Here is an 18,825-nt window from a genome sequence, read left to right as displayed (position 1 = left end):
GCGGTGCCCGGCGCGCACCGGAGGCCATCGCGCGCCCTGCCCCGACGTCACGCAGGTACGAGCCGCCGTCAGCGGCGGCGCGGCACACCGCCGCCGAGCAGGTCCGCCGCGCCCACCGCACCGATGCGTCCCGCCGTGCCGCCACGTGTCCTCGCGTGTCCCCGTGTGTCCTTCCGTGCGCTACGTGTCGCACTCCAGCACCGTCCGGCACAGCCCGCACCGCGCCCGGACCCGGCCCCGGACCGGTACCCTGATCCGCTGGTGGCAGATGGGGCACGGGAACGACACCCGCAGCGGCTCCGGGCCGCCGGAGGTGAACGAGTACGGGGCCGTCGGCGCCGGGGTCCGGTCGGCACCGTGACCGTGGTCCTGCGCGTGGCGGCGGTCGCGGGCGTAACGGCGGCGGCCCGACCAGCCGGCCGCCGTCAGCGGCGGCTGCCGCGCGTCCCGGCGGGCCCGGGACATCCCCTCGACGTACGCCTCGTAGCCCTGCGGGCTGGTGAACCAGGTCGAGGGGTCCTCGCCGAAGACCAGCGCCCGCTTGGCCACCACGTACCCGAACTCCTCCGGGGTGAGGTAGCCGAGCTTCTGCGAGGAGACGCCGTCCTGCCGGAAGGCGTCCAGCAGCAGCCAGCCCGCCCCCAGGTACGCCGCCGTCGTGTCGGTGAGGATCTCGTTGTCCCGGGTGCCGGGGAAGGACAGGTCCAGACGGTGCAGGTAGACGTGGGTCACCTCGTGCGCGAGGGCCGCGCCGATGTCCCGGCGGTGGGTGCGGAAACGGTCGTTCAGCTCCACGAAGTACTCCGGGCCCGCCGTCAGCTCCACGTTCGCCGCGTGCCGCATCTCGCGGAAGCCGACGACCAGCCGGGCGTCCGGCAGCCCGTAGTGCCGCACCAGCTCCCGCGCCACCTGCTGCGCGCCCAGGTGCAGGTCGTCGGTGTCGCAGAACGCCACGTCGACCGGGGCCACACTGGTCGCGAACGTCCGGACGGTGACGTACGACAGCCGTCGGTAGAGCGCCGTGATCGCGGCGCGCACCGTCTCCAGATGCGGGTAGCCGCGCTCGACCGGCCCGTCGTCCGCCACGTCCACACCCCCTCGGACGGCCTGAACTCCCCTCCACCTTAGGCGCAGGCCGGGCGTGATCGCGCGCGCCTGCCGCCCCGTGGAGCCCCGTAGAGTTGCCCACCATGACCACCAGCAACACCGGTACCGGTGACGTCGACCCCGCCGTCCGCGCGGAACTGTCCCGGCTGCGCGACAGCATCGACAACATCGACGCGGCCGTCGTCCACATGCTCGCCGAACGCTTCAAGGCCACCCAGCAGGTCGGGCACCTCAAGGCCGCCCACCAGCTGCCGCCCGCCGACCCGGCCCGCGAGGCCCGCCAGATCGCCCGCCTGCGCGCCCTCGCGGAGGACGCCAAGCTGGACCCGGCCTTCGCGGAGAAGTTCCTGAACTTCATCATCGCCGAGGTGATCAGGCACCATGAGCGGATCGCGGACGGCTCCGCCGCCGCGGGAACACCTGCGGCGGGCTGAGCGGGCGTCCTCCGGGGCCCGGCGCCGGGACCGTCTCCAGGCGCCCGGCCCCGCCCCCGCGGCCCGGCCCGGTCTCCGGACGCCCGGCGCACCGCGTCCACCAGGCACCGCGCCTGCCGGCGCCGCCCCGGCGTCCGCGCGCCGCTCCCGCGCCGCACGCGGCGGCGCGGCCGGCGCGGCCGGTGGTTCATCGCGGAGTGCGGCGGGGCCCTCCGGCGCGCGGGGCGGCCGCCGGAGGGCCGGTCCGGCTCCGGAACCCCCTCGTGCCCCGCCGGGGGCATCAGGCAGCATGGCGTGCATGTCCGTACTGACGCGCGACGAAGCGCAGACCCGTGCCCAGCTCCTCGACGTCCACCGCTACACCGTCGACCTCGACCTGACCGTCGGGGACGACACCTTCGACTCCCGTACCGCCATCCGGTTCACCGTACGCACCGGCACGGGCCAGGGCACGGGGGCCACGACGGACACCTTCGTCGAGCTGAAGCCCGCCGAGCTGCGCTCCGCCACCCTCGACGGACAGCCCCTCGACCCCGCCGCCCTCGACGACAACCGGCTGCCCCTGACGCACCTCGCCCCCGGCGAGCACGAACTGCGCGTCGACGCCCGTATGCGCTACTCCCGCACCGGCGAGGGCATGCACCGCTTCACCGACCCCGCCGACGGCGAGACCTACGTCTACACCCAGCTCTTCCTGGACGACGTCCAGCGCGTCTTCGCCGCCTTCGACCAGCCCGACCTCAAGGCCGTCTTCGACCTCACCGTCAAGGCCCCCGAGGAGTGGACCGTCCTCGCCAACGGCATCACCGAGCACACCGGCGACGGCGTCTGGACGGCCGCCATCACCCCCCGCATCTCGACCTACCTCGTCGCCGTGGCCGCCGGCCCCTGGCACTCCGTGCGCACCGAGCACCGCGGCCTGCCCTTCGGCATCCACTGCCGCCGCTCGCTCGCCCCCCACCTCGACGCCGACGCCGACGAGATCCTCGACCTCACCCGCGCCTGCTTCGACCGCTACCACGAGAAGTTCGCCGAGCCCTACCCCTTCGACTCCTACGACCAGGCCTTCGTCCCCGAGTTCAACGCCGGCGCCATGGAGAACCCCGGACTGGTCACCTTCCGCGACGAGTTCGTCTACCGCTCCGCCGTCACCGACACCGAACGCCAGACCCGCGCCGTCGTCATCGCCCACGAGATGGCCCACATGTGGTTCGGCGACCTCGTCACCCTCAAGTGGTGGGACGACATCTGGCTCAACGAGTCCTTCGCCGAGTACATGGGCTACCAGATCACCGCCGAGGCCACCCGCTTCACCGGCGCCTGGACCGAGTTCGGCGTCTCCCGCAAGGCCTGGGGCTACGACGCCGACCAGCGCCCCTCCACCCACCCCGTCGCCCCCGAGGCCGTCGACGACACCGCCGCCGCCCTCCTCAACTTCGACGGCATCTCCTACGCCAAGGGCGCCTCCGCCCTGCGCCAGCTCGTCGCCTGGCTCGGCGAGAAGGACTTCCTCGCCGGCATCAACACCCACTTCGAGCGCTACCGGTTCGGCAACGCCGCCCTCGCCGACTTCATCGACTCCCTCGCCTCCGCCACCGACCGCGACGTGCCCGCCTGGGCCGAGGCCTGGCTGCGCACCACCGGCGTCGACACCCTCACCGCCGCCACCGACGCCCGCCCCGGCCAGTGGAGCTGCGCCCTCGACCGCGCCGGCGCCCGCCCGCACCGGGTCACCGTCGGCGTCTACGACCGCGACCTCTCCGACGGCCGCACCCTCACCCTGCGCGAGCGCTACGAAACCGACGTCCCCCGGGACGGCGCCCCCGCCCCCCGCCCCGGCATCCGCCCCGCCCTGGTCGTGCCCAACGACCTCGACCTCACCTACGCCAAGATCCGCCTGGACGAGTCCTCCCTGGAGACCGCCCTGCGCGGACTGTCCGGCATCCCCGACGCGCTCACCCGCGCCGTCGTCTGGAACACCCTGCGCGACATGGTCCGCGACGGCGACCTCGCCCCCGCCGACTACCTGGCGACCGCCGCCGCCCACCTGCCCGAGGAGACCGACCTCGCCCTCGTGGAAGGCGTCCTCGCCTTCGCCGGCGCGCAGATCGCCGACCGGTACCTGCACCCCGACGACCGCCCCGCCGCCCTCACCACGCTCACCACCCTCGCCCGCGACCTGCTGCGCCGCACCGAGGACGGCGACAACCCCGGACTGCGGCTCATCGCCGTACGCCAGTTCGTGGACGCCGCCGCCCACCCCGACACCATCGCCGCCTGGCTCGCCGACGGCATGGTCCCCGGCGGGCCCGAACTCGACCCCGAACTGCGCTGGCGCGTCCTCGCCCGGCTCGCCGTCCTCGGCGCCACCGACGAGGCCGCCATCGCCGCCGAACTCGAACGCGACCCGTCCGCCGGCGGCCAGGAGGGCGCCGCCCGCTGCCGCGCCGCCCTGCCCGACCCGGAGGCCAAACGCGCCGCCTGGACGGCCCTGTTCGCCGGCGACGACCTGTCCAACTACCTGTTCACCGCCACCGCGCAGGGCTTCTGGCAGCCCGAACAGGACGAACTGGTAAGGGAGTACGTGCCGCGCTACTACGAGGACGTGCTCGCCGTCGCCGCCCGCCGCGGTCCCGCCATCGCCCGCGCCGCCGGACGCTCCGCCTTCCCCGCCCACGCCGTCGACGCCGCGCACCTCGCCCTCGGTGAGGACTGTCTGCGCGACGGCGACCCGGTCCCGGCCCTGCGCCGCACCCTGGTCGACCAACTCGACGACCTGGCGCGGGCGCTGCGGGTGCGGGAGGCGTAACCGCCGCGCCGGGGGCGGCGTACGGCCGGCGGGGCCGCGGGGAGCCCGTGGGGCGAGGACGTACGGGCACGGGGGAGGGGCGTACGCCTGAGGGCGTACGACACGCCTGGTACCTGCCGACGACGCGCGGGCCCGCCCGGCCTCCCTAGGCCCGGCACTCCCGAGGACGACCACCCGAGCCACGGAGGAAACCGTGATCGTAGTCACCGGCGCCACCGGCAACGTCGGCCGTGCCCTCGTCGACCGGCTCGTCGCTGCCGGCCGGCCCGTGCGGGCCCTCACCCGCGACCCGCGCCGCGCCGCCCTGCCCGCCGAGGCCGAGGTGGTGCGCTTCCGGCACGACGACCCCGCCGCCCTGTTCACGGGCGCCACCCGGCTGTTCCTGTACGCGCAGGCCGCCGGGGAGCGGCCCGGCGAACTGCTGCGGGCGGCCCGCGAGGCCGGCGTCCGGCACGTCGTCCTGCTCTCCTCCGCGATCATCGCGGAGGGCGCCGACGAGACCCACCCCATCCACGTCATGCACGCCACCGTGGAGAGGGCCGTCCGCGACAGCGGCCTCGAGTGGACCTTCCTGCGGCCAGGCGGCTTCGCCACCAACGCCCTCCAGTGGGCGCCGCAGATCCGCGCCGGGGACACCGTGCGCGGCGTCTTCGCCGGCGCCCGCAGCGCGCCCATCCACGAGGACGACATGGCCGCCGTGGCCGAACGCGCCCTGACCGACCCCGGCCACGCGGGGACCGTCCACCGCCTCACCGGACCGCAGGCCACCACCAACGCCGGACAGGTCGCCGCGATCGGCCGCGCCCTCGGCCGCGAGCTGACCTTCGAGGAGGTGCCGCCCGAGGAGGCCGGCCCCGACCTCTTCCCGCACGTGCCGCCGGGCATGCTGGAGAGCCTGCTGAAGACCTTCCGGGCCGCCGTCGGGGCGACCCCGGAGATCAACGACACGGTCGAGAAGATCACCGGCACCCCGGCCCGCACCTTCACCCACTGGGCCGAGGACCATCGAACCGACTTCCAGCCCTCCTCCGCGCCCTGAGCCCGCCCCGACCAGGGCCCCGACCCCACCCGCGGCTCCCCGTCCGGCCGACCGCCCGAACGACGAGCCGGCCGGACGGCCGGTGAGCCGGGCCCGCGAACCGGATGGCCGGCCCATCAGCCGCAGGCCGTCCGGCCGCAGGCCGGCGGGTCGGCGGCGGGCCGGTGAGCCCGGGGCCGGGCACACCCACGCCGCCCCATCCGCACCACTCACCCGCGCGGAGCGAGCCGCAACTCCGCCCTCCGCAGCGACGGTTCGCGCGGACCCGCCCGCCGGTTGCCCACCTGTGCGGCCGGCGTCGTGGCCTCCTCCAGCATGAAGCCGAGCCGTTCGGCGAACCGCTCCCCGGGCCGCCAGCCGGACGGCACGGTCGCCGTCACCCGCGTCACCCCCTCCGCGCGCGCCAGCAGCGCCTCGGCCACCGCCCGGCCCAGCCCCCGGCCCCGCGCCCAGGGCGCCAGCAGGAACAGCCCCACCGCCACCGAACCCGGCTCCGGATGGTCGCGTACGGCGTCCACCAGGCCGGTGACCACCCCGTCCCGCTCCACCACCCACAGCGACTTGGCGTCCGGATCCGCCCCCTCGGGCAGCGAGTAGAACAGGCTCTGCACATCACCCGGCCCCGACGGCAGCCCCGTCGCCGCCACGAACCAGTCCTCGCACTCCTCGAACAGCGTCAGCAACGGCCCCTCGTCCCGCGGACCGGGCGCACGCACCACCACCCGCTCACCGGGCACATCGATCAGCACAGCGTCATCCATCCTCCCGACGTCAGCGCTGTGACCGGGAAGGCCCACCGGCTCGCGACACCCGGCACGGCGGGGCTCCCCCACTGCCCGAACGGCGCGGGAGGCGCCCCCGTCACCGGACGCCGCGAGCTTCCCGGCGAACCCTCCCGGTCACAGCACCGGCCGCATCCGCTCCGCGGCCCCAACACCTCTCACCCGCAAGGAAGTACCCACTTTCGGGTCGCGATCACCGGGCTTCCCGGGCGCGTCGGACCGCGGGCCGCCAAGCTGGAGATCCCTGCCCCCGCGCCCCGGAGGACAGCCCATGAGCACTCCGCCCCCGCCCGACCCGCGGGCCCTGGCCTCCGGTCCCGAAGGCCCCGGCGCCCTGCGGCCGTTGCTCGACACCGTGCTCGGCGCCCTCGGCACCGGCCGGCGCGCCCGCGGCGGACCCCTGCCCGCGGGCGGCCCCGAAGCCGTCGCCGCCCGGCTGCGCGACGCCCTCGGCGAGGTCCTGCCCGAAGACGGCGACCCCGAGGCCCTGCGCGTCCTCGTCCACGCCCTCGCCGAAGGCGCCGCCGACCCCGCCGACCCGCTGTGCGCCGCCCATCTGCACTGCCCGCCGCTCGCCGTGGCCGCCGCCGCCGACCTCGCCGCCGCCGTCCTCAACCCCTCCCTCGACTCCTGGGACCAGGCCCCCGCCGCCTCCGAACTCGAAGCCCTCGTCACCCGCGAACTCGCCCACCTCGCCGGCCTCGCCGACGCCGTCGTCACCACCGGCGGCACCGAGTCCAACCACCTCGCCCTGCTGCTGGCCCGCGAGTCCCACGGCGGCGGTGTCCGCCTCGTCCACGGCGCCAACGCCCACCACTCCCTGCCCCGCGCCGCCTGGCTGCTCGGTCTGCCCGAACCCGTCGTCGTCCCCGCCCCCGCCGGCACCATCGACCTCGCCGCCCTGCACCGCGCCCTCACCGACACCGCCGGCCCCCGCGGCTCCCTCCTCGTCGCCGCCACCGCCGGCACCACCGACGCCGGCCTCATCGACCCCCTGCCCGAGATCGCCGGACTGTGCGCCGCCCACGGCGCCCGTCTGCACATCGACGCCGCCCACGGCGGCGGTCTCCTGTTCAGCGACCGCCACCGCGACCGGCTCACCGGCCTCGAAGCGGCCCATACCGTCACCCTCGACCTGCACAAACTCGGCTGGCAGCCGGTCGCCGCCGGCCTCCTCGCCGTCCGCCGCCCCCGCGACCTCGACGTCCTCGGCCAGCGCGCCGACTACCTCAACGCCGACGACGACACCGAAGCCGGCCTCCCCGACCTCCTCGGCCGCTCCCTGCGCACCACCCGCCGCCCCGACATCCTCAAGATCGCCGTCACCCTCAAGACCCTCGGCCGCCGCGGGCTCGGCGCCCTCGTCGACCAGGTCTGCGCACGCGCCCGCGAGTTCGCCGACCTGATCCACGCGCACCCCGGCTTCGAACTGTACGACCGGCCCGTCATCAGCACGGTCCTGTTCCGACCCGAGGGCGCCACCGACGACGCCGTCGCCGCCGTACGCCGCAGGCTCCTCACCGACGGCCGCGCCGTCCTCGGTCGCGCCCGCCCGGACGACCGGCTCTGGCTCAAGGCCACCCTCCTCAACCCCGACACCCGGCCCGACGACCTGGCCGCCCTGCTGAAACTGGTGGAAGGAACCACCCACGGATGAACCACCCCGACCCGAGCCGCCCCGACCGCCCCCACTCCGGTCACCCCGGCCACTCCGACCACTCCGCCCCCGGTCACGTCGGGCGCCCCCGCCCGAACCGCCCCCGTGAGGACCGCCCCCGCACCGACCACCCGCCCCGCCGCACCCCCACCACCCCCCGCGACCTCGTCGGCATCGGCATCGGCCCCTTCAACCTCTCCCTGGCCGCCCTCGCCCACCCCCTCACCGGCCTGTCCACCGCCTTCTACGAACAACGCCCCCGCTTCCACTGGCACCCCGGCCTGCTCATCGACGGCGCCCGCGTCCAAGTCCCCTTCCTCGCCGACCTCGTCAGCCTCGCCGACCCCACCAGCAACTGGTCCTTCCTCAACTACCTCCGCACCCACGACCGGCTCTACCCCTTCTACTTCGCCGAACGCCTCCACCTCCAGCGCGCCGAGTACGACGCCTACTGCCGCTGGGTGTGCGACCAGCTCCCCGCCCTCCACTTCGGCCACCAGGTCGACGCCGTCCGCTGGCACCCCGAACACCGTCTCTTCGAAGTCGACTTCACCCAGCTCGACGCCGACGGCGAAGCCGAAGCCCTCGGCCGCACCTACACCCGCCACGTCGTCCTCGGCATCGGCACCGAACCCCACGTCCCCGCCCCCCTGCGCCCCCTCCTCACCACCCCCGGCACACCCGGCGGCGCCCCCGTCGTCCACGCCGCCGACTACCTCGACCACCGCGACACCCTCTTCGCCGCCGGCCACATCACCGTCGTCGGCTCCGGACAGTCCGGCGCCGAGATCTTCCTCGACCTGCTCCGCCACCGCCCCGCCGGCCGTGAACGCCTCACCTGGATCGGCCGCACCGAGGCCTTCGCCCCCATGGAGTACTCCAAACTCGGCCTGGAACACTTCACCCCCGACTACACCCGCTACTTCCACGCCCTGCCCGAACCCGTCCGCGACCGCCTGGTCCCCGCCCAATGGCAGCTCCACAAGGCCATCGACGCCGACACCCTCGCCGCCATCCACGACGAGCTGTACCGCCGCACCCTGCACGGCGGCTGGCCCGACGCCGTCCTCACCCCCGGCGTCCGCGTCCACGCCGCCGACCGCCGTCCCCCGCACTCGATCGAACTCCACCTCGAACACACCCAGCAGGGCATCCGCACCCGCCTCACCACCGACGCCGTCGTCCTCGCCACCGGCCACCGCCGCCGTCCCCTCACCCCCCTGCTGGACGGCCTCGCCCCCCACCTGCGCCACGACAGCCGCGGCCGCCCCCGCGTCGACGAGCGCTACCGCCTCGTCCTCGACCCCGCCATCGCCGCCGCCGGCTGCCACGTCCACGTCCAGAACGTGGAACTGCACACCCACGGCGTCGGCACCCCCGACCTCGGCCTCGCCGCCTGGCGCAGCGCCACCATCCTCAACACCGTCACCGGCAAGGACACCTACCCGCTGCCCGACCGCACCGCCTTCACCACCTTCGGACTGCGCGAACAGCAGCGGCCCCAGACCCCGCGAACCCGCCGGCACAGGGCACTCACCCCGCTGGCGGACGGAATCTGAGGCCACCCCCACAACCGCCGCACGGGACCCGGCGCGGCCACGACACCCACCCGCGCCGCCGCCGGGACCCCCGCACCGCGACTAGAACACCGGCGTACCGGCCCGCGTCAGCCGCCAGTCCACCGAAGCGAACTCCTCCGGGTCCAGCACACCCTTGGCCGTCACCCACTCCGCGATCCGCGTCCGGATCTCCGTCGACTCCGACCACAGCTCCTTGGCCGACGCCACGAACGGGAACGCACCGCCGCCGTTGGCCCGGTAGTTGTTCACCGCCAGCACGAACTGCTGCGCGTCGTCCAGCGCCGCACCGTCGAAGCTCAGGTTCCTGATCCGCGAACCGGCCGGCTGCGCGATGTCGATGTCGTACGTCAGCCCCGACACATAGTCGTAGTTGTAGTCCGGGCGGTTGTTCGCGTTCGTCAGCTTGTCCACGTCCACGGCCGCACCCACCGCCGTCTGCACGAAGTACTCCGCCGAGTACTCCAGGTACGCCCGCACCTGCGCACCCGTCATCAACTTCGCGACCAGCGTGTTGTCGTACACGTACAGGCTCGACAGATCCCGGATCGTCACATCGCCGGCGGAGATCTGCGAGGTCCGCGAGAACGGCGACGCCTGCGCGATCACCGGCAGCGCGGCGTACTCCGTGCCGGCCAGCGCGGCCTTCACCACGTCCTCCTGCACCTTCGTGATCAGGTCGATGATCGGCGCGTCCTTGTAGCGGGCGTCCACCGTCGTCAGCGTCTCGGTCGCCCGGCCGACGACCTGGTTGACGTACTCGACGACCTTCGCGTGCTCGTCCTTCAGCAGCCGGGTGATCCGCGGGTCGTCCGCGACCGTACGGGAGTCGCGCAGCGAGGCCGCGACCGACTCCACGTGCCAGCGCCCCTTGTCGAACACCAGGTCGATGTCGAAGACCGAGAGCCGCTCCGCGAAACACAGCGGCTCCGACAGCACGACCGTCCTGCCCGACTCCTCGTTGACGACCTTCAGCTCCGGGATCTCCAGATGCGCGTGACCCACCAGAATCGCGTCGATCCCCGGCACCCGCCGCGCCACGTTCGCCGCCGCGTCCTCCACGTACGGCAACTGGTCACCGTAGGAGGAGTTGCCCGACGTACCCGAGTGCGCCGACACGATCACCACGTCCGCACCCATCGAACGCAGCTTCGGCACCCACTTCGCCGCCTGCTCCTCCAGCCCCGGGAACGTCAACTTCCCCTGCACATACGCCTTGTCCCAGATCGCGATACCCGGATTCGTCAACCCCAGCACCGCCACCCGCACCGGCGGACCCCCGTGCACCCGGAACTCCTTGATGAAATACGGCGCGAACGCCGGCCGCAGCGTCCTCGCGTCCAGCGCGTTCGCCCCCAGCAACGGGAAGTCGCACTGCTGCTCGAACGTGCGCAGCGTCTCGATGCCGTAGTTGAACTCGTGGTTGCCCAGCGCCGCCGCGTCGTACCCGATCGCGTTCATCGCCTGCGCCATCGGATGCACCGGACCGCCCTTGGCGGTGATCGGGTCCACCTTCGCGTAGTAGTACGTCAGCGGAGTGCCCTGGATCGTGTCGCCCGCGTCCAGCAGCAGCGTGTTGTGCCGGCCCCGCTCCCGGCGGATCTCGTTCACCAGCGTCGAGATCCGTGCCAGACCCTGCGCGTTGCCCGCCGCGTCGGCGTACTCCGCGTTCTTGAAATAGTCCCAGTTGAAGACATGACCGTGCAGGTCGGTCGTGCCCAGCACCGTCAGCGCGTACCGCTTCGTACGCTTGCCCGGGCCATGCGCCGCCCCCTTCACCGACTCGGCCGCCTGCGCCGCCGGAGCCGCCGCAGCACCCGTCAGCGCCACACCCGCCCCGGTCACGGCCGACTTCTTCAGGAACTTCCGGCGGTTCAACGCCATGTCTGGTTCTCCTCGGGAAAGATCAACGACGCGCGTAGATGGACGCGCGTAGATTCTGACCGGGCCATACCGAAGCGCAACACCCCCCACAGGTTGCGATCTGATGACCAGCCATCCCCGGAAACCCGCCACCGGTGACACAGTGGGACGTATGACCCTTCACCCGGAAGAGCGAACCGAACCCGCCGGCCCCGCCCTGCCCTACGGCACCCCCGACGCCCCCCGCATCGCCGTACGCGGCGAAGCCCACCTCGAAGTCGATCCCGAGATCGCCCGCATCGGCATCACCGTCACCGCCCGCGGCAAGGACCGCCGCTCCGCCCTCGACGACCTCACCCGCCGCAACAACACCGTCCTCGACCTCGTCAAGTCCTACGGCCAGGCCGTCGAACGCATCGAGACCGGTGCCCTGTCCATCACCCCCGAACTCACCCGCCACGGCCGCGGCGAACGCATCCGCACCTACCACGGCGCCGTCCGCCTCACCGCCGAACTCACCGACTTCACCGCCCTCGGCGAACTCACCACCCGACTGGCCGACCTCGACCTCACCCGAGTGGACGGCCCCTGGTGGGAACTGCGCCCCGACTCACCCACCCGCCGCCACGCCCGCCAACAGGCCGTACGCGAAGCCGTCCAGCGCGCCCGGGAATACGCCGAAGCACTCGGCACCACCCTCGACGCCCTCGTCGAGATCGCCGACATCGGCGCCGAAGGGCCCCAGCCCCTCCCGGCCGCCCCCGGCATGCGCATGCGCTCCATGGCCGGCTACGGCGCCGCCGCACCCGACGAGGCACCCCCGCTCGACCTCGAACCCGAACGGCAGCACGTGTACGCGCAACTCAACGCGCGATTCACCATGAGACCGCCCAAACTGTAATCACGTCAGCACCACCCGACGACCACACGAGGAGGCGCGCAACACCCGCACGAGTGCCCTCCCGCACACCCCGCCGATTGTCAACACCCCTTCATCCAAAGGACGTTGAACAGTCACCTCACACCAAATCGCTACCCACCGGTAAGGCCTAGGCTCACACCATGCGCCGAGCAAAGATCGTCTGCACCCTGGGGCCCGCCACCGACACCTACGACCGGATCAAAGCCCTCGTCGACGCCGGAATGGACATCGCCCGCCTCAACCTCAGCCACGGCACCCACACCGAGCACGAAGAGCGCTACCAGCACGTACGCCGCGCCGCCGACGAGACCGGCCGCAGCGTCGGCATCCTCGCCGACCTCCAGGGCCCCAAGATCCGCCTCGACCGCTTCCACGAAGGCCCCGTCCTCCTCGAACGCGACGACACCTTCACCATCACCGTCGAAGAAGGCGTCCTTGGCGACCGCCACATCTGCGGCACCACCTACGCCGGCCTCGCCGACGACGTCACCCCCGGCGACCGCATCCTCGTCGACGACGGCAAAGTCGTCCTCGAAGTCACCCACATCGACGGCCCCCGCGTCCACACCAGGGTCAGACAAGGCGGCATGGTCTCCGACCACAAGGGCCTCAACCTCCCCACCGCCGCCGTCTCCCTCCCCGCCCTCTCCAAAAAGGACGAGGACGACCTCCGCTGGGCCCTGCACACCGGCTTCGACGCCATCGCCCTGTCCTTCGTCCGCAGCGCACGCGACATCCTCGACGTCCACCGCATCATGGACGACGAAGGCCGCCGCCTCCCCGTCATCGCCAAGATCGAGAAACCCCAGGCCGTCGAAACCGTCGACGACATCGTCGCCGCCTTCGACGGCATCATGATCGCCCGCGGCGACCTCGGCGTCGAAATGCCCCTCGAACAGGTTCCCATCGTCCAAAAACGCGCCATCAAACTCGCCAAGCGCAACGCCAAACCGGTGATCGTCGCCACCCAGATGCTCGACTCCATGATCGACAACGCCCGCCCCACCCGCGCCGAAGCCAGCGACGTCGCCAACGCGGTCATCGACGGCACCGACGCCGTGATGCTCTCCGCCGAGACCAGCATCGGCAACCACCCGGTGCAAACCGTCCGGACCATGGCGAAGATCATCACCGCCGCCGAGGAAACCCTTCTCGCCACCGGCCTGCCCCCACTCACCGAACACGACAAACCCCGCACCCAGGGCGGCGCAGTCGCCCGCGCCGCCGCCGAGATCGGCGACTTCCTCGGCGCGAAATACCTCGTCGCCTTCACCCAGTCCGGCGACACCGCCCGCCGCCTCTCCCGCTACCGCTCACCCATCCCGCTCCTGGCCTTCACCCCCGAACCGGCCACCCGCTCCCAGCTGAGCATGACCTGGGGCGTCGAAACGTTCCTCGGTCCCCAGGTGGACTCGACGGACGCGATGGTCGACCAGGTCGACGAACTCCTGCTGCGCCACGGCCGCTGCGAGAAGGGCGACGCGGTGGTGATCACGGCAGGCTCCCCACCCGGAGTCCCCGGCTCCACGAACCTGGTCCGCGTCCACCACATCGGCGAGGACGACAGCCCCCGGGAGGGGTGAGCGTCAGTACTCGGGGCCCACGTGCGCGTCCATGAGGGCCACGGAGGCCCTGCGGGCGACGGGGATGTCGTACGGGTTGCCGTCGCGGGTGCAGTGCGTCCACTCCACGCCGAGCTGATCCAGGGTGTCGGTGGAGAGCCGCCGGATGTCGTCGGAGACATGGTGAAGACGTACCGCGGATACTCGTAGCGCTTGCGCTCGCCCGGGGTGGCCGACCGTCCCGAGCGGCACGCCGAGCCGACGGGCCGCCTCGGTGTTCCTCACGCCGTCCCGCATGAGAACCAGTGCCTTCTGTCGCAGGTGTGTGCGGTGATCGTTCATGTGGCCGGCCTGCGTGACGGTGCGTGACGACACGCAGCAAAGAGCGGAGGACCACGCGAACGTGATCCTCCGCTTGATGGCGTACCGGGTGCGGGACTCGAACCCGCAAGCCCTCTCGGGCAGAGGTGTTTGAGACCTCCGTGTATACCGTTCCACCAACCCGGCGAGGCACTGCGGTGAGTGTACCGGGTGCGCTCGGGTCCGCGCCTCTAGGTAGGCTGCATAGGCAGCAGTACCTGCCCCGCCCCGGAACAAGGAGCGCCCCCGTGACCGCCGAGTCGCCCCAGCCCCTGGACGTGTCCGAAGACGACAAGTCGCATGTGCCTCCGTTGACGACCCGTGTCGTCATCGCGGAGGACGAGGCGCTGATCCGGCTGGATCTCAAAGAGATGCTGGAGGAGGAGGGGTACTCCGTCGTCGGTGAGGCCGGGGACGGTGAGCGGGCGGTGGAGCTGGCGCGTGAGCACCGTCCGGATCTGGTGATCCTCGATGTGAAGATGCCGAAGCTCGACGGCATCTCCGCGGCGGAGAGGATCGCCGAGGAGGGCATCGCGCCGGTGCTGATGCTGACCGCGTTCTCGCAGCGTGACCTGGTGGAGCGGGCGCGGGACGCGGGTGCGATGGCGTATCTGGTGAAGCCGTTCAGCAAGAGCGACGTGGTACCGGCGATCGAGATGGCCGTCTCGCGGTTCACGGAGCTGAAGGAGCTGGAGAAGGAGGTCGCGGACCTCACCCAGCGGCTGGAGACGCGCAAGCTGGTGGACCGGGCGAAGTCGGTGCTGCAGACGGAGTACGGGCTGACGGAGCCGGCGGCGTTCCGCTGGATCCAGAAGACGTCGATGGACCGCCGTATGTCGATGCAGCAGGTGGCGGAGGCGGTCATCCAGGACAGCGAGGAGAAGAAGGCGGCCAAGGGCGCGAAGTCGGAGAAGTCCGAGTAGCAGTCCCTGGTCCCGTGGGCCCGGTCTCACACGTGTGCCGACGAGGCCCACACCCCTGAGCGGGGGTGTGGGCCTCGTCGTGTGCGGTCCGGCGGGTGCGTGCTCAGTCCTCGCCCAGATAGGCCTTGCGGACCGACTCGTCGTGCAGGAGGTCGCGTCCGGTGCCGGACAGGACGATGCTGCCGACCTCCATGACGTGGCCTTGGTCGGCCAGGGAGAGCGCGGCCTGGGCGTTCTGCTCGACGAGCAGGATGGTGGTGCCCTGGGACTTGAGTTCGGCGATGGTCGCCATGATCTTCTGCATCATGATCGGGGAGAGGCCCATGGAGGGCTCGTCGAGCATGAGCAGTTTGGGCTGGGACATGAGGGCGCGGCCCATGGCGAGCATCTGCTGTTCGCCGCCGGAGAGGGTGCCGGCGGCCTGCTTGCGGCGTTCCCCGAGGATGGGGAAGAGGTCGTAGGCGCGCTGGATGTCCTTCTCGATGGCGCTCCTGTCCTTGCGGAGGAAGGCGCCGAGGCGGAGGTTGTCCTCGATCGTCATGCGGGGGAAGATGTGCCGCCCCTCGGGGGAGTGGGCGAGGCCGAGGGAGACGATCTGGTGGGCGGGGACCTTCTTGAGGGACTTGCCGTTGAACTTGATCTGTCCGCCGACCGGCTTGAGGAGGCCGGAGAGGGTGCGCAGGGTGGTGGTCTTGCCGGCGCCGTTGGTGCCGATGAGGGTGACGACCTGGCCGGCCTCGACCTTGAAGGAGATGCCCTTGACGGCCTCGATCTTGCCGTAGGCGACGCGCAGGTCCTCGACTTCGAGCAGTGTGGTCATCGGTCGTTCTCCTTGCCGGGCGTGGTGTCGTCCCGGGTGGCGCCGGTGTCCGCGGCGGTGTCGGTGGTGCTGTCGGCGTCCGCCGTGGTGGTGCTGTCCGCCGCGGTGGTGTCGGCGGATGTCGCGGAGTCGGCGCCCGTCGCGGTGTCGCTGTCCGCCGCGGCGGGTTCGGTGTCCGTCGCGTTGTCGGTGGCGCCGGCGTGTTCGGCGTCGGTGGCCGTGCCGGTGCCGTCCGTGGTGGCGGTTCCGGCGCGGGCTCCGGCCGCGTGGGCCTCGGCTTGTCCGACCTCGGCGGCTTCTTCCGCGCCGGGGTCTCCTTCGAAGGGTTCGCCGAGGTAGGCGGCGATGACGCGTTCGTCACCCTGGACGGTGGCGCTGTCGCCCTCGATGAGTTTCTCGCCCTGGACGAGGACGGCGACGCGGTCGCAGAGGTTGAAGATGAACCGCATGTCGTGCTCGATGACGAGGATGGCGATGCCCATGTCGCGGATGGCGAAGACGAGTTCTTCGGTGGCGCGGGTCTCCTGGGGGTTCATGCCGGCGGTGGGCTCGTCCAGGAGCAGCAGTCCGGGTTCGCTGGCGAGGGCGCGGGCGATCTCGAGTTTGCGTTGTTCGCCGTAGGGGAGGTTGCGGGCGAGGTGGTCGGCCTTGTCGGCGAGGCCGACGAAGTCGAGGAGTTCCATGGCACGTTTGCGGGAGGCTGCTTCGGCCTTGTGGAAGCCGGGGCCGCGCAGGACGGCGGACCAGAAGCCTTCTTTGGTGCGGGTGTGGCGGCCGACGAGGACGTTCTCGAGGACCGTCATGTTGGCGAAGAGGCGGATGTTCTGGAAGGTGCGGGCGATGCCGGCTGCGGTGACCTTGAAGGATTTGGGCGGCAGGATGTTGCCTTTGTAGCGGACTTCGCCTTCGGTGGGGACGTAGAGGCCGGTGAGGCAGTTGAAGAAGGTGGTCTTGCCGGCGCCGTTGGGGCCGATGAGTCCGACGATCTCGCCGGCGCCCACGGTGAGGTCGACGCCGCGTACGGCGGTGAGGCCGCCGAAGCGCATGGTGACGCCGCGTGCGTCGAGGACGGTGGTGCCGGGGGCGGTGGCGCCCGGTGCGGTGTCCTTGGTGGTGGTGTCGGTGGTCATGGTGGTCAGGCCCCTGTCTTGCCGAGGACCGCGGGCGCGTCGGCCTCTTCGTGGAATTCCAGTTGGCGGCGGCGGTTGGGGACGATGCCTTCGGGGCGGAAGCGCATGAGCAGGATGAGTGCGAGTCCGAAGGCGAAGAGTTGGTAGTTGCCGAGGAACTGGAGTTTGTTGGGGATGAGGAACAGCAGTGCGGCGCCGATGAGGGGGCCGGCGATGGTGCCCATGCCGCCGAGGACGACGGCGGCGAGGAGGAAGGCGGAGTTGGGCGGGACGGCGCCGGCGAAGAGGTACTGCTCGGGGGTGACGGTGTAGGTGACGTGGGCTTGGACGGTGCCGGCGAGGCCGGCGAGGGAGGCGCCGACGGCGAAGGCGATGAGTTTGACGCGGAAACCGTTGATGCCCATGGCGAGGGCGGCGGTCTCGTCCTCGCGGATGGCGACCCAGGCGCGGCCGATGCGGGAGTTGCCGCTGCGTCGGAAGACGAGGACGACGACGGCGGTGATGATGAGCATCAGGAAGAAGTAGTTGGCGAAGCGGCCGATGGCGAAGCCGCCGATGTCGTGCTGGGTGCCGAAGTCGAAGCCGAGGACGTCGAGGTTGGGGATGGAGGCGATGCCGTTGGAGCCGTTGGTCAGGTCGGGTCCGGAGGTGCCGTCGAGGTTGTTGACGGTGATGCGGAAGATCTCTCCGAAGCCGAGGGTGACGATGGCGAGGTAGTCGCCGCGCAGGCGCAGGGTGGGGGCGCCGATGAGGACGCCGAAGACGAGGGAGGCGGCGCCGCCGACGAGGACGGCCGCCCAGAAGGGGAAGTGGACGTCGAAGGGGGAGTTGGGGGAGCCGGAGACGAGGGCTGCGGCGTAGGCGCCGACGCCGAGGAAGGCGACGTAGCCGAGGTCGAGGAGTCCGGCGAGGCCGACGACGATGTTCAGGCCGAGGGCGACGGTGGCGAAGATGAGGATGTAGACGCCGAGGGTGGCGTACTGGTCGTCGGTCTGGGTGAAGGGGAAGAGGGCGGCGGCGATGAAGGCGCCGCAGATGGAGATGTTCTGGTGGCGGGCGGCGATCTGGGAGGCGTGGGCGATGAGGCCGGCTTTGTTGAGGGCGGCGAAGCCGAAGCCGGCGATGATGAGGAAGCCGACGAAGAGTTCGTCGTAGGGGGTGCCGATGCCGTAGGTGAAGACGGTCAGGCCGAGGGCCATCATGGCGACGATGATGAGGATTTCGGCGTAGGACGGCAGGGTGCGTGCGGGGCGTGGGGCGTCGGCGGCGAAGACGGCCTTGGTGGTGTCCCACGCGTGGGCGAGGTGGTGCCGGAGGTGTTCCCAGCTGGTGCTGTCGGGGTCGATGGGGTCGGGTTCGGGGCGGTGGAAGGGCAGGGCGAGGGCGCCGGTGAGGGTGGTGAGGGTGGTGAGGGCGACGATGTAGCCGCCGGGTTCGAGGTTGACGACGCCGCCGAGTTCGGTGCTGATGGCGATGACGGTGTACCAGGCGGTGGCGAAGGTGGCGAGTGCGGCGAGCTTGATCGCGGCGTCGGCGCTGCCGGGGGTGAGCCAGCGCAGGCCCTTGACGCCGTAGGAGGCGACGGCGAAGAGGGCGGTGAGGGCGCCGCCGATGAGGACGAGGACCTGGAGGCCGCCCGGGTAGCCGTAGACGGTGAGGTCGCCGGGGAATTCGGTGGTCCAGGTCCAGGCGAGGAAGGTGGCGACGATGGTGAGGACGGCGCCGCCGGTGGCGAGGGCGCGGCCGATGTGTTCGGGGAGGGCGATCAGGCCGGTGGCGGGTGTGCCGGTGGTGGGGGTGCTGGGGGTCTCGGGTGCGGTGGTCTGTGTGGTCATCGGTG

The 18,825-nt window shown here is 72.0% G+C and carries 14 protein-coding genes, 1 tRNA gene and 1 pseudogene; 8 read left to right on the top strand and 8 right to left on the bottom strand.

Features of this window, described 5'->3' with window-relative positions; translation table 11 throughout:
• Window positions 1-180: 180 nt before the first annotated feature.
• Window positions 181-1,086 carry a hypothetical protein gene (locus tag AB0N63_RS09950; RefSeq protein WP_365526640.1) on the bottom strand — a complete coding sequence of 302 codons (906 nt, stop codon included), beginning with the start codon at window positions 1,084-1,086 and terminating at the stop codon, window positions 181-183.
• A 104-nt stretch (window positions 1,087-1,190) separates the two neighbouring features.
• On the opposite strand from AB0N63_RS09950, the gene AB0N63_RS09945 reads away from it, so the two are divergent.
• The 3 genes from AB0N63_RS09945 to AB0N63_RS09935 all read left to right on the top strand — a co-directional run bounded on the left by AB0N63_RS09945 (window position 1,191) and on the right by AB0N63_RS09935 (window position 5,389).
• Window positions 1,191-1,541, top strand: coding sequence for a chorismate mutase (locus tag AB0N63_RS09945; protein ID WP_365526637.1), 351 nt, complete (start codon window positions 1,191-1,193; stop codon window positions 1,539-1,541).
• A 289-nt stretch (window positions 1,542-1,830) separates the two neighbouring features.
• On the top strand, window positions 1,831-4,350 hold the full coding sequence (pepN, locus tag AB0N63_RS09940; RefSeq protein WP_365526634.1) for an aminopeptidase N: 2,520 nt from the start codon (window positions 1,831-1,833) through the stop codon (window positions 4,348-4,350).
• 193 nt (window positions 4,351-4,543) lie between these two features.
• Window positions 4,544-5,389: an NAD(P)H-binding protein gene (locus tag AB0N63_RS09935; RefSeq protein ID WP_365526631.1), complete on the top strand. Its 846-nt coding sequence runs from the start codon at window positions 4,544-4,546 to the stop codon at window positions 5,387-5,389.
• 209 nt (window positions 5,390-5,598) lie between these two features.
• On the opposite strand, the gene AB0N63_RS09930 is transcribed toward AB0N63_RS09935, so the two are convergent.
• On the bottom strand, window positions 5,599-6,150 hold the full coding sequence (locus AB0N63_RS09930) for a GNAT family N-acetyltransferase (RefSeq protein ID WP_365526628.1): 552 nt from the start codon (window positions 6,148-6,150) through the stop codon (window positions 5,599-5,601).
• 292 nt (window positions 6,151-6,442) lie between these two features.
• Between AB0N63_RS09930 and AB0N63_RS09925 the strand changes: the two genes are divergently transcribed.
• Together AB0N63_RS09925 and AB0N63_RS09920 are read left to right on the top strand one after the other, a co-directional pair.
• Window positions 6,443-7,828: an aminotransferase class V-fold PLP-dependent enzyme gene (locus AB0N63_RS09925; protein ID WP_365526626.1), complete on the top strand. Its 1,386-nt coding sequence runs from the start codon at window positions 6,443-6,445 to the stop codon at window positions 7,826-7,828.
• Window positions 7,825-9,387, top strand: a complete 1,563-nt coding sequence (locus AB0N63_RS09920; protein ID WP_365526624.1) for a SidA/IucD/PvdA family monooxygenase — start codon at window positions 7,825-7,827, stop codon at window positions 9,385-9,387. Before AB0N63_RS09925 ends, AB0N63_RS09920 begins: the two co-directional genes overlap by 4 nt.
• A gap of 81 nt (window positions 9,388-9,468) precedes the next feature.
• On the opposite strand, the gene AB0N63_RS09915 is transcribed toward AB0N63_RS09920, so the two are convergent.
• Complete coding sequence (locus AB0N63_RS09915; protein WP_365526621.1) at window positions 9,469-11,289, bottom strand: 5'-nucleotidase C-terminal domain-containing protein; 1,821 nt, start codon at window positions 11,287-11,289, stop codon at window positions 9,469-9,471.
• A 151-nt stretch (window positions 11,290-11,440) separates the two neighbouring features.
• On the opposite strand from AB0N63_RS09915, the gene AB0N63_RS09910 reads away from it, so the two are divergent.
• The gene (locus AB0N63_RS09910; RefSeq protein WP_365526619.1) at window positions 11,441-12,169 is read left to right on the top strand and encodes an SIMPL domain-containing protein; all 729 of its coding nucleotides are present in this window, start codon (window positions 11,441-11,443) and stop codon (window positions 12,167-12,169) included.
• A 161-nt stretch (window positions 12,170-12,330) separates the two neighbouring features.
• On the top strand, window positions 12,331-13,773 hold the full coding sequence (gene pyk, locus AB0N63_RS09905; RefSeq protein WP_365526616.1) for a pyruvate kinase: 1,443 nt from the start codon (window positions 12,331-12,333) through the stop codon (window positions 13,771-13,773).
• A 3-nt stretch (window positions 13,774-13,776) separates the two neighbouring features.
• Here the strand turns inward: pyk and AB0N63_RS09900 are convergent.
• Together AB0N63_RS09900 and AB0N63_RS09895 are read right to left on the bottom strand one after the other, a co-directional pair.
• Window positions 13,777-13,976, bottom strand: a pseudogene (locus tag AB0N63_RS09900) (helix-turn-helix domain-containing protein); the annotation flags it as partial.
• 200 nt (window positions 13,977-14,176) lie between these two features.
• A tRNA-Leu gene (locus AB0N63_RS09895) sits at window positions 14,177-14,259 on the bottom strand.
• Between the two features lie 101 nt (window positions 14,260-14,360).
• On the opposite strand from AB0N63_RS09895, the gene AB0N63_RS09890 reads away from it, so the two are divergent.
• Complete coding sequence (locus AB0N63_RS09890) at window positions 14,361-15,035, top strand: response regulator (RefSeq protein WP_365526614.1); 675 nt, start codon at window positions 14,361-14,363, stop codon at window positions 15,033-15,035.
• Window positions 15,036-15,138: 103 nt separating this feature from the next.
• Here AB0N63_RS09890 and AB0N63_RS09885 read toward each other — a convergent pair whose 3' ends face one another.
• The 3 genes from AB0N63_RS09885 to AB0N63_RS09875 are packed head-to-tail and all read right to left on the bottom strand — an operon-like array spanning window position 15,139 to window position 18,820.
• Window positions 15,139-15,855, bottom strand: a complete 717-nt coding sequence (locus tag AB0N63_RS09885) for an ABC transporter ATP-binding protein (protein ID WP_019984094.1) — start codon at window positions 15,853-15,855, stop codon at window positions 15,139-15,141.
• Complete coding sequence (locus AB0N63_RS09880; protein WP_365526611.1) at window positions 15,852-16,985, bottom strand: ABC transporter ATP-binding protein; 1,134 nt, start codon at window positions 16,983-16,985, stop codon at window positions 15,852-15,854. Before AB0N63_RS09880 ends, AB0N63_RS09885 begins: the two co-directional genes overlap by 4 nt.
• A gap of 5 nt (window positions 16,986-16,990) precedes the next feature.
• The gene (locus tag AB0N63_RS09875) at window positions 16,991-18,820 is read right to left on the bottom strand and encodes a branched-chain amino acid ABC transporter permease (protein ID WP_365526609.1); all 1,830 of its coding nucleotides are present in this window, start codon (window positions 18,818-18,820) and stop codon (window positions 16,991-16,993) included.
• Window positions 18,821-18,825 lie beyond the last annotated feature (5 nt).

It is taken from the genome of Streptomyces sp. NPDC093260 (assembly GCF_040683715.1).
GTDB lineage: Bacteria > Actinomycetota > Actinomycetes > Streptomycetales > Streptomycetaceae > Streptomyces > Streptomyces sennicomposti.
Note: the sequence above shows the minus strand (reverse complement) of the source record. Positions and strands in the feature narration are given on the sequence as shown.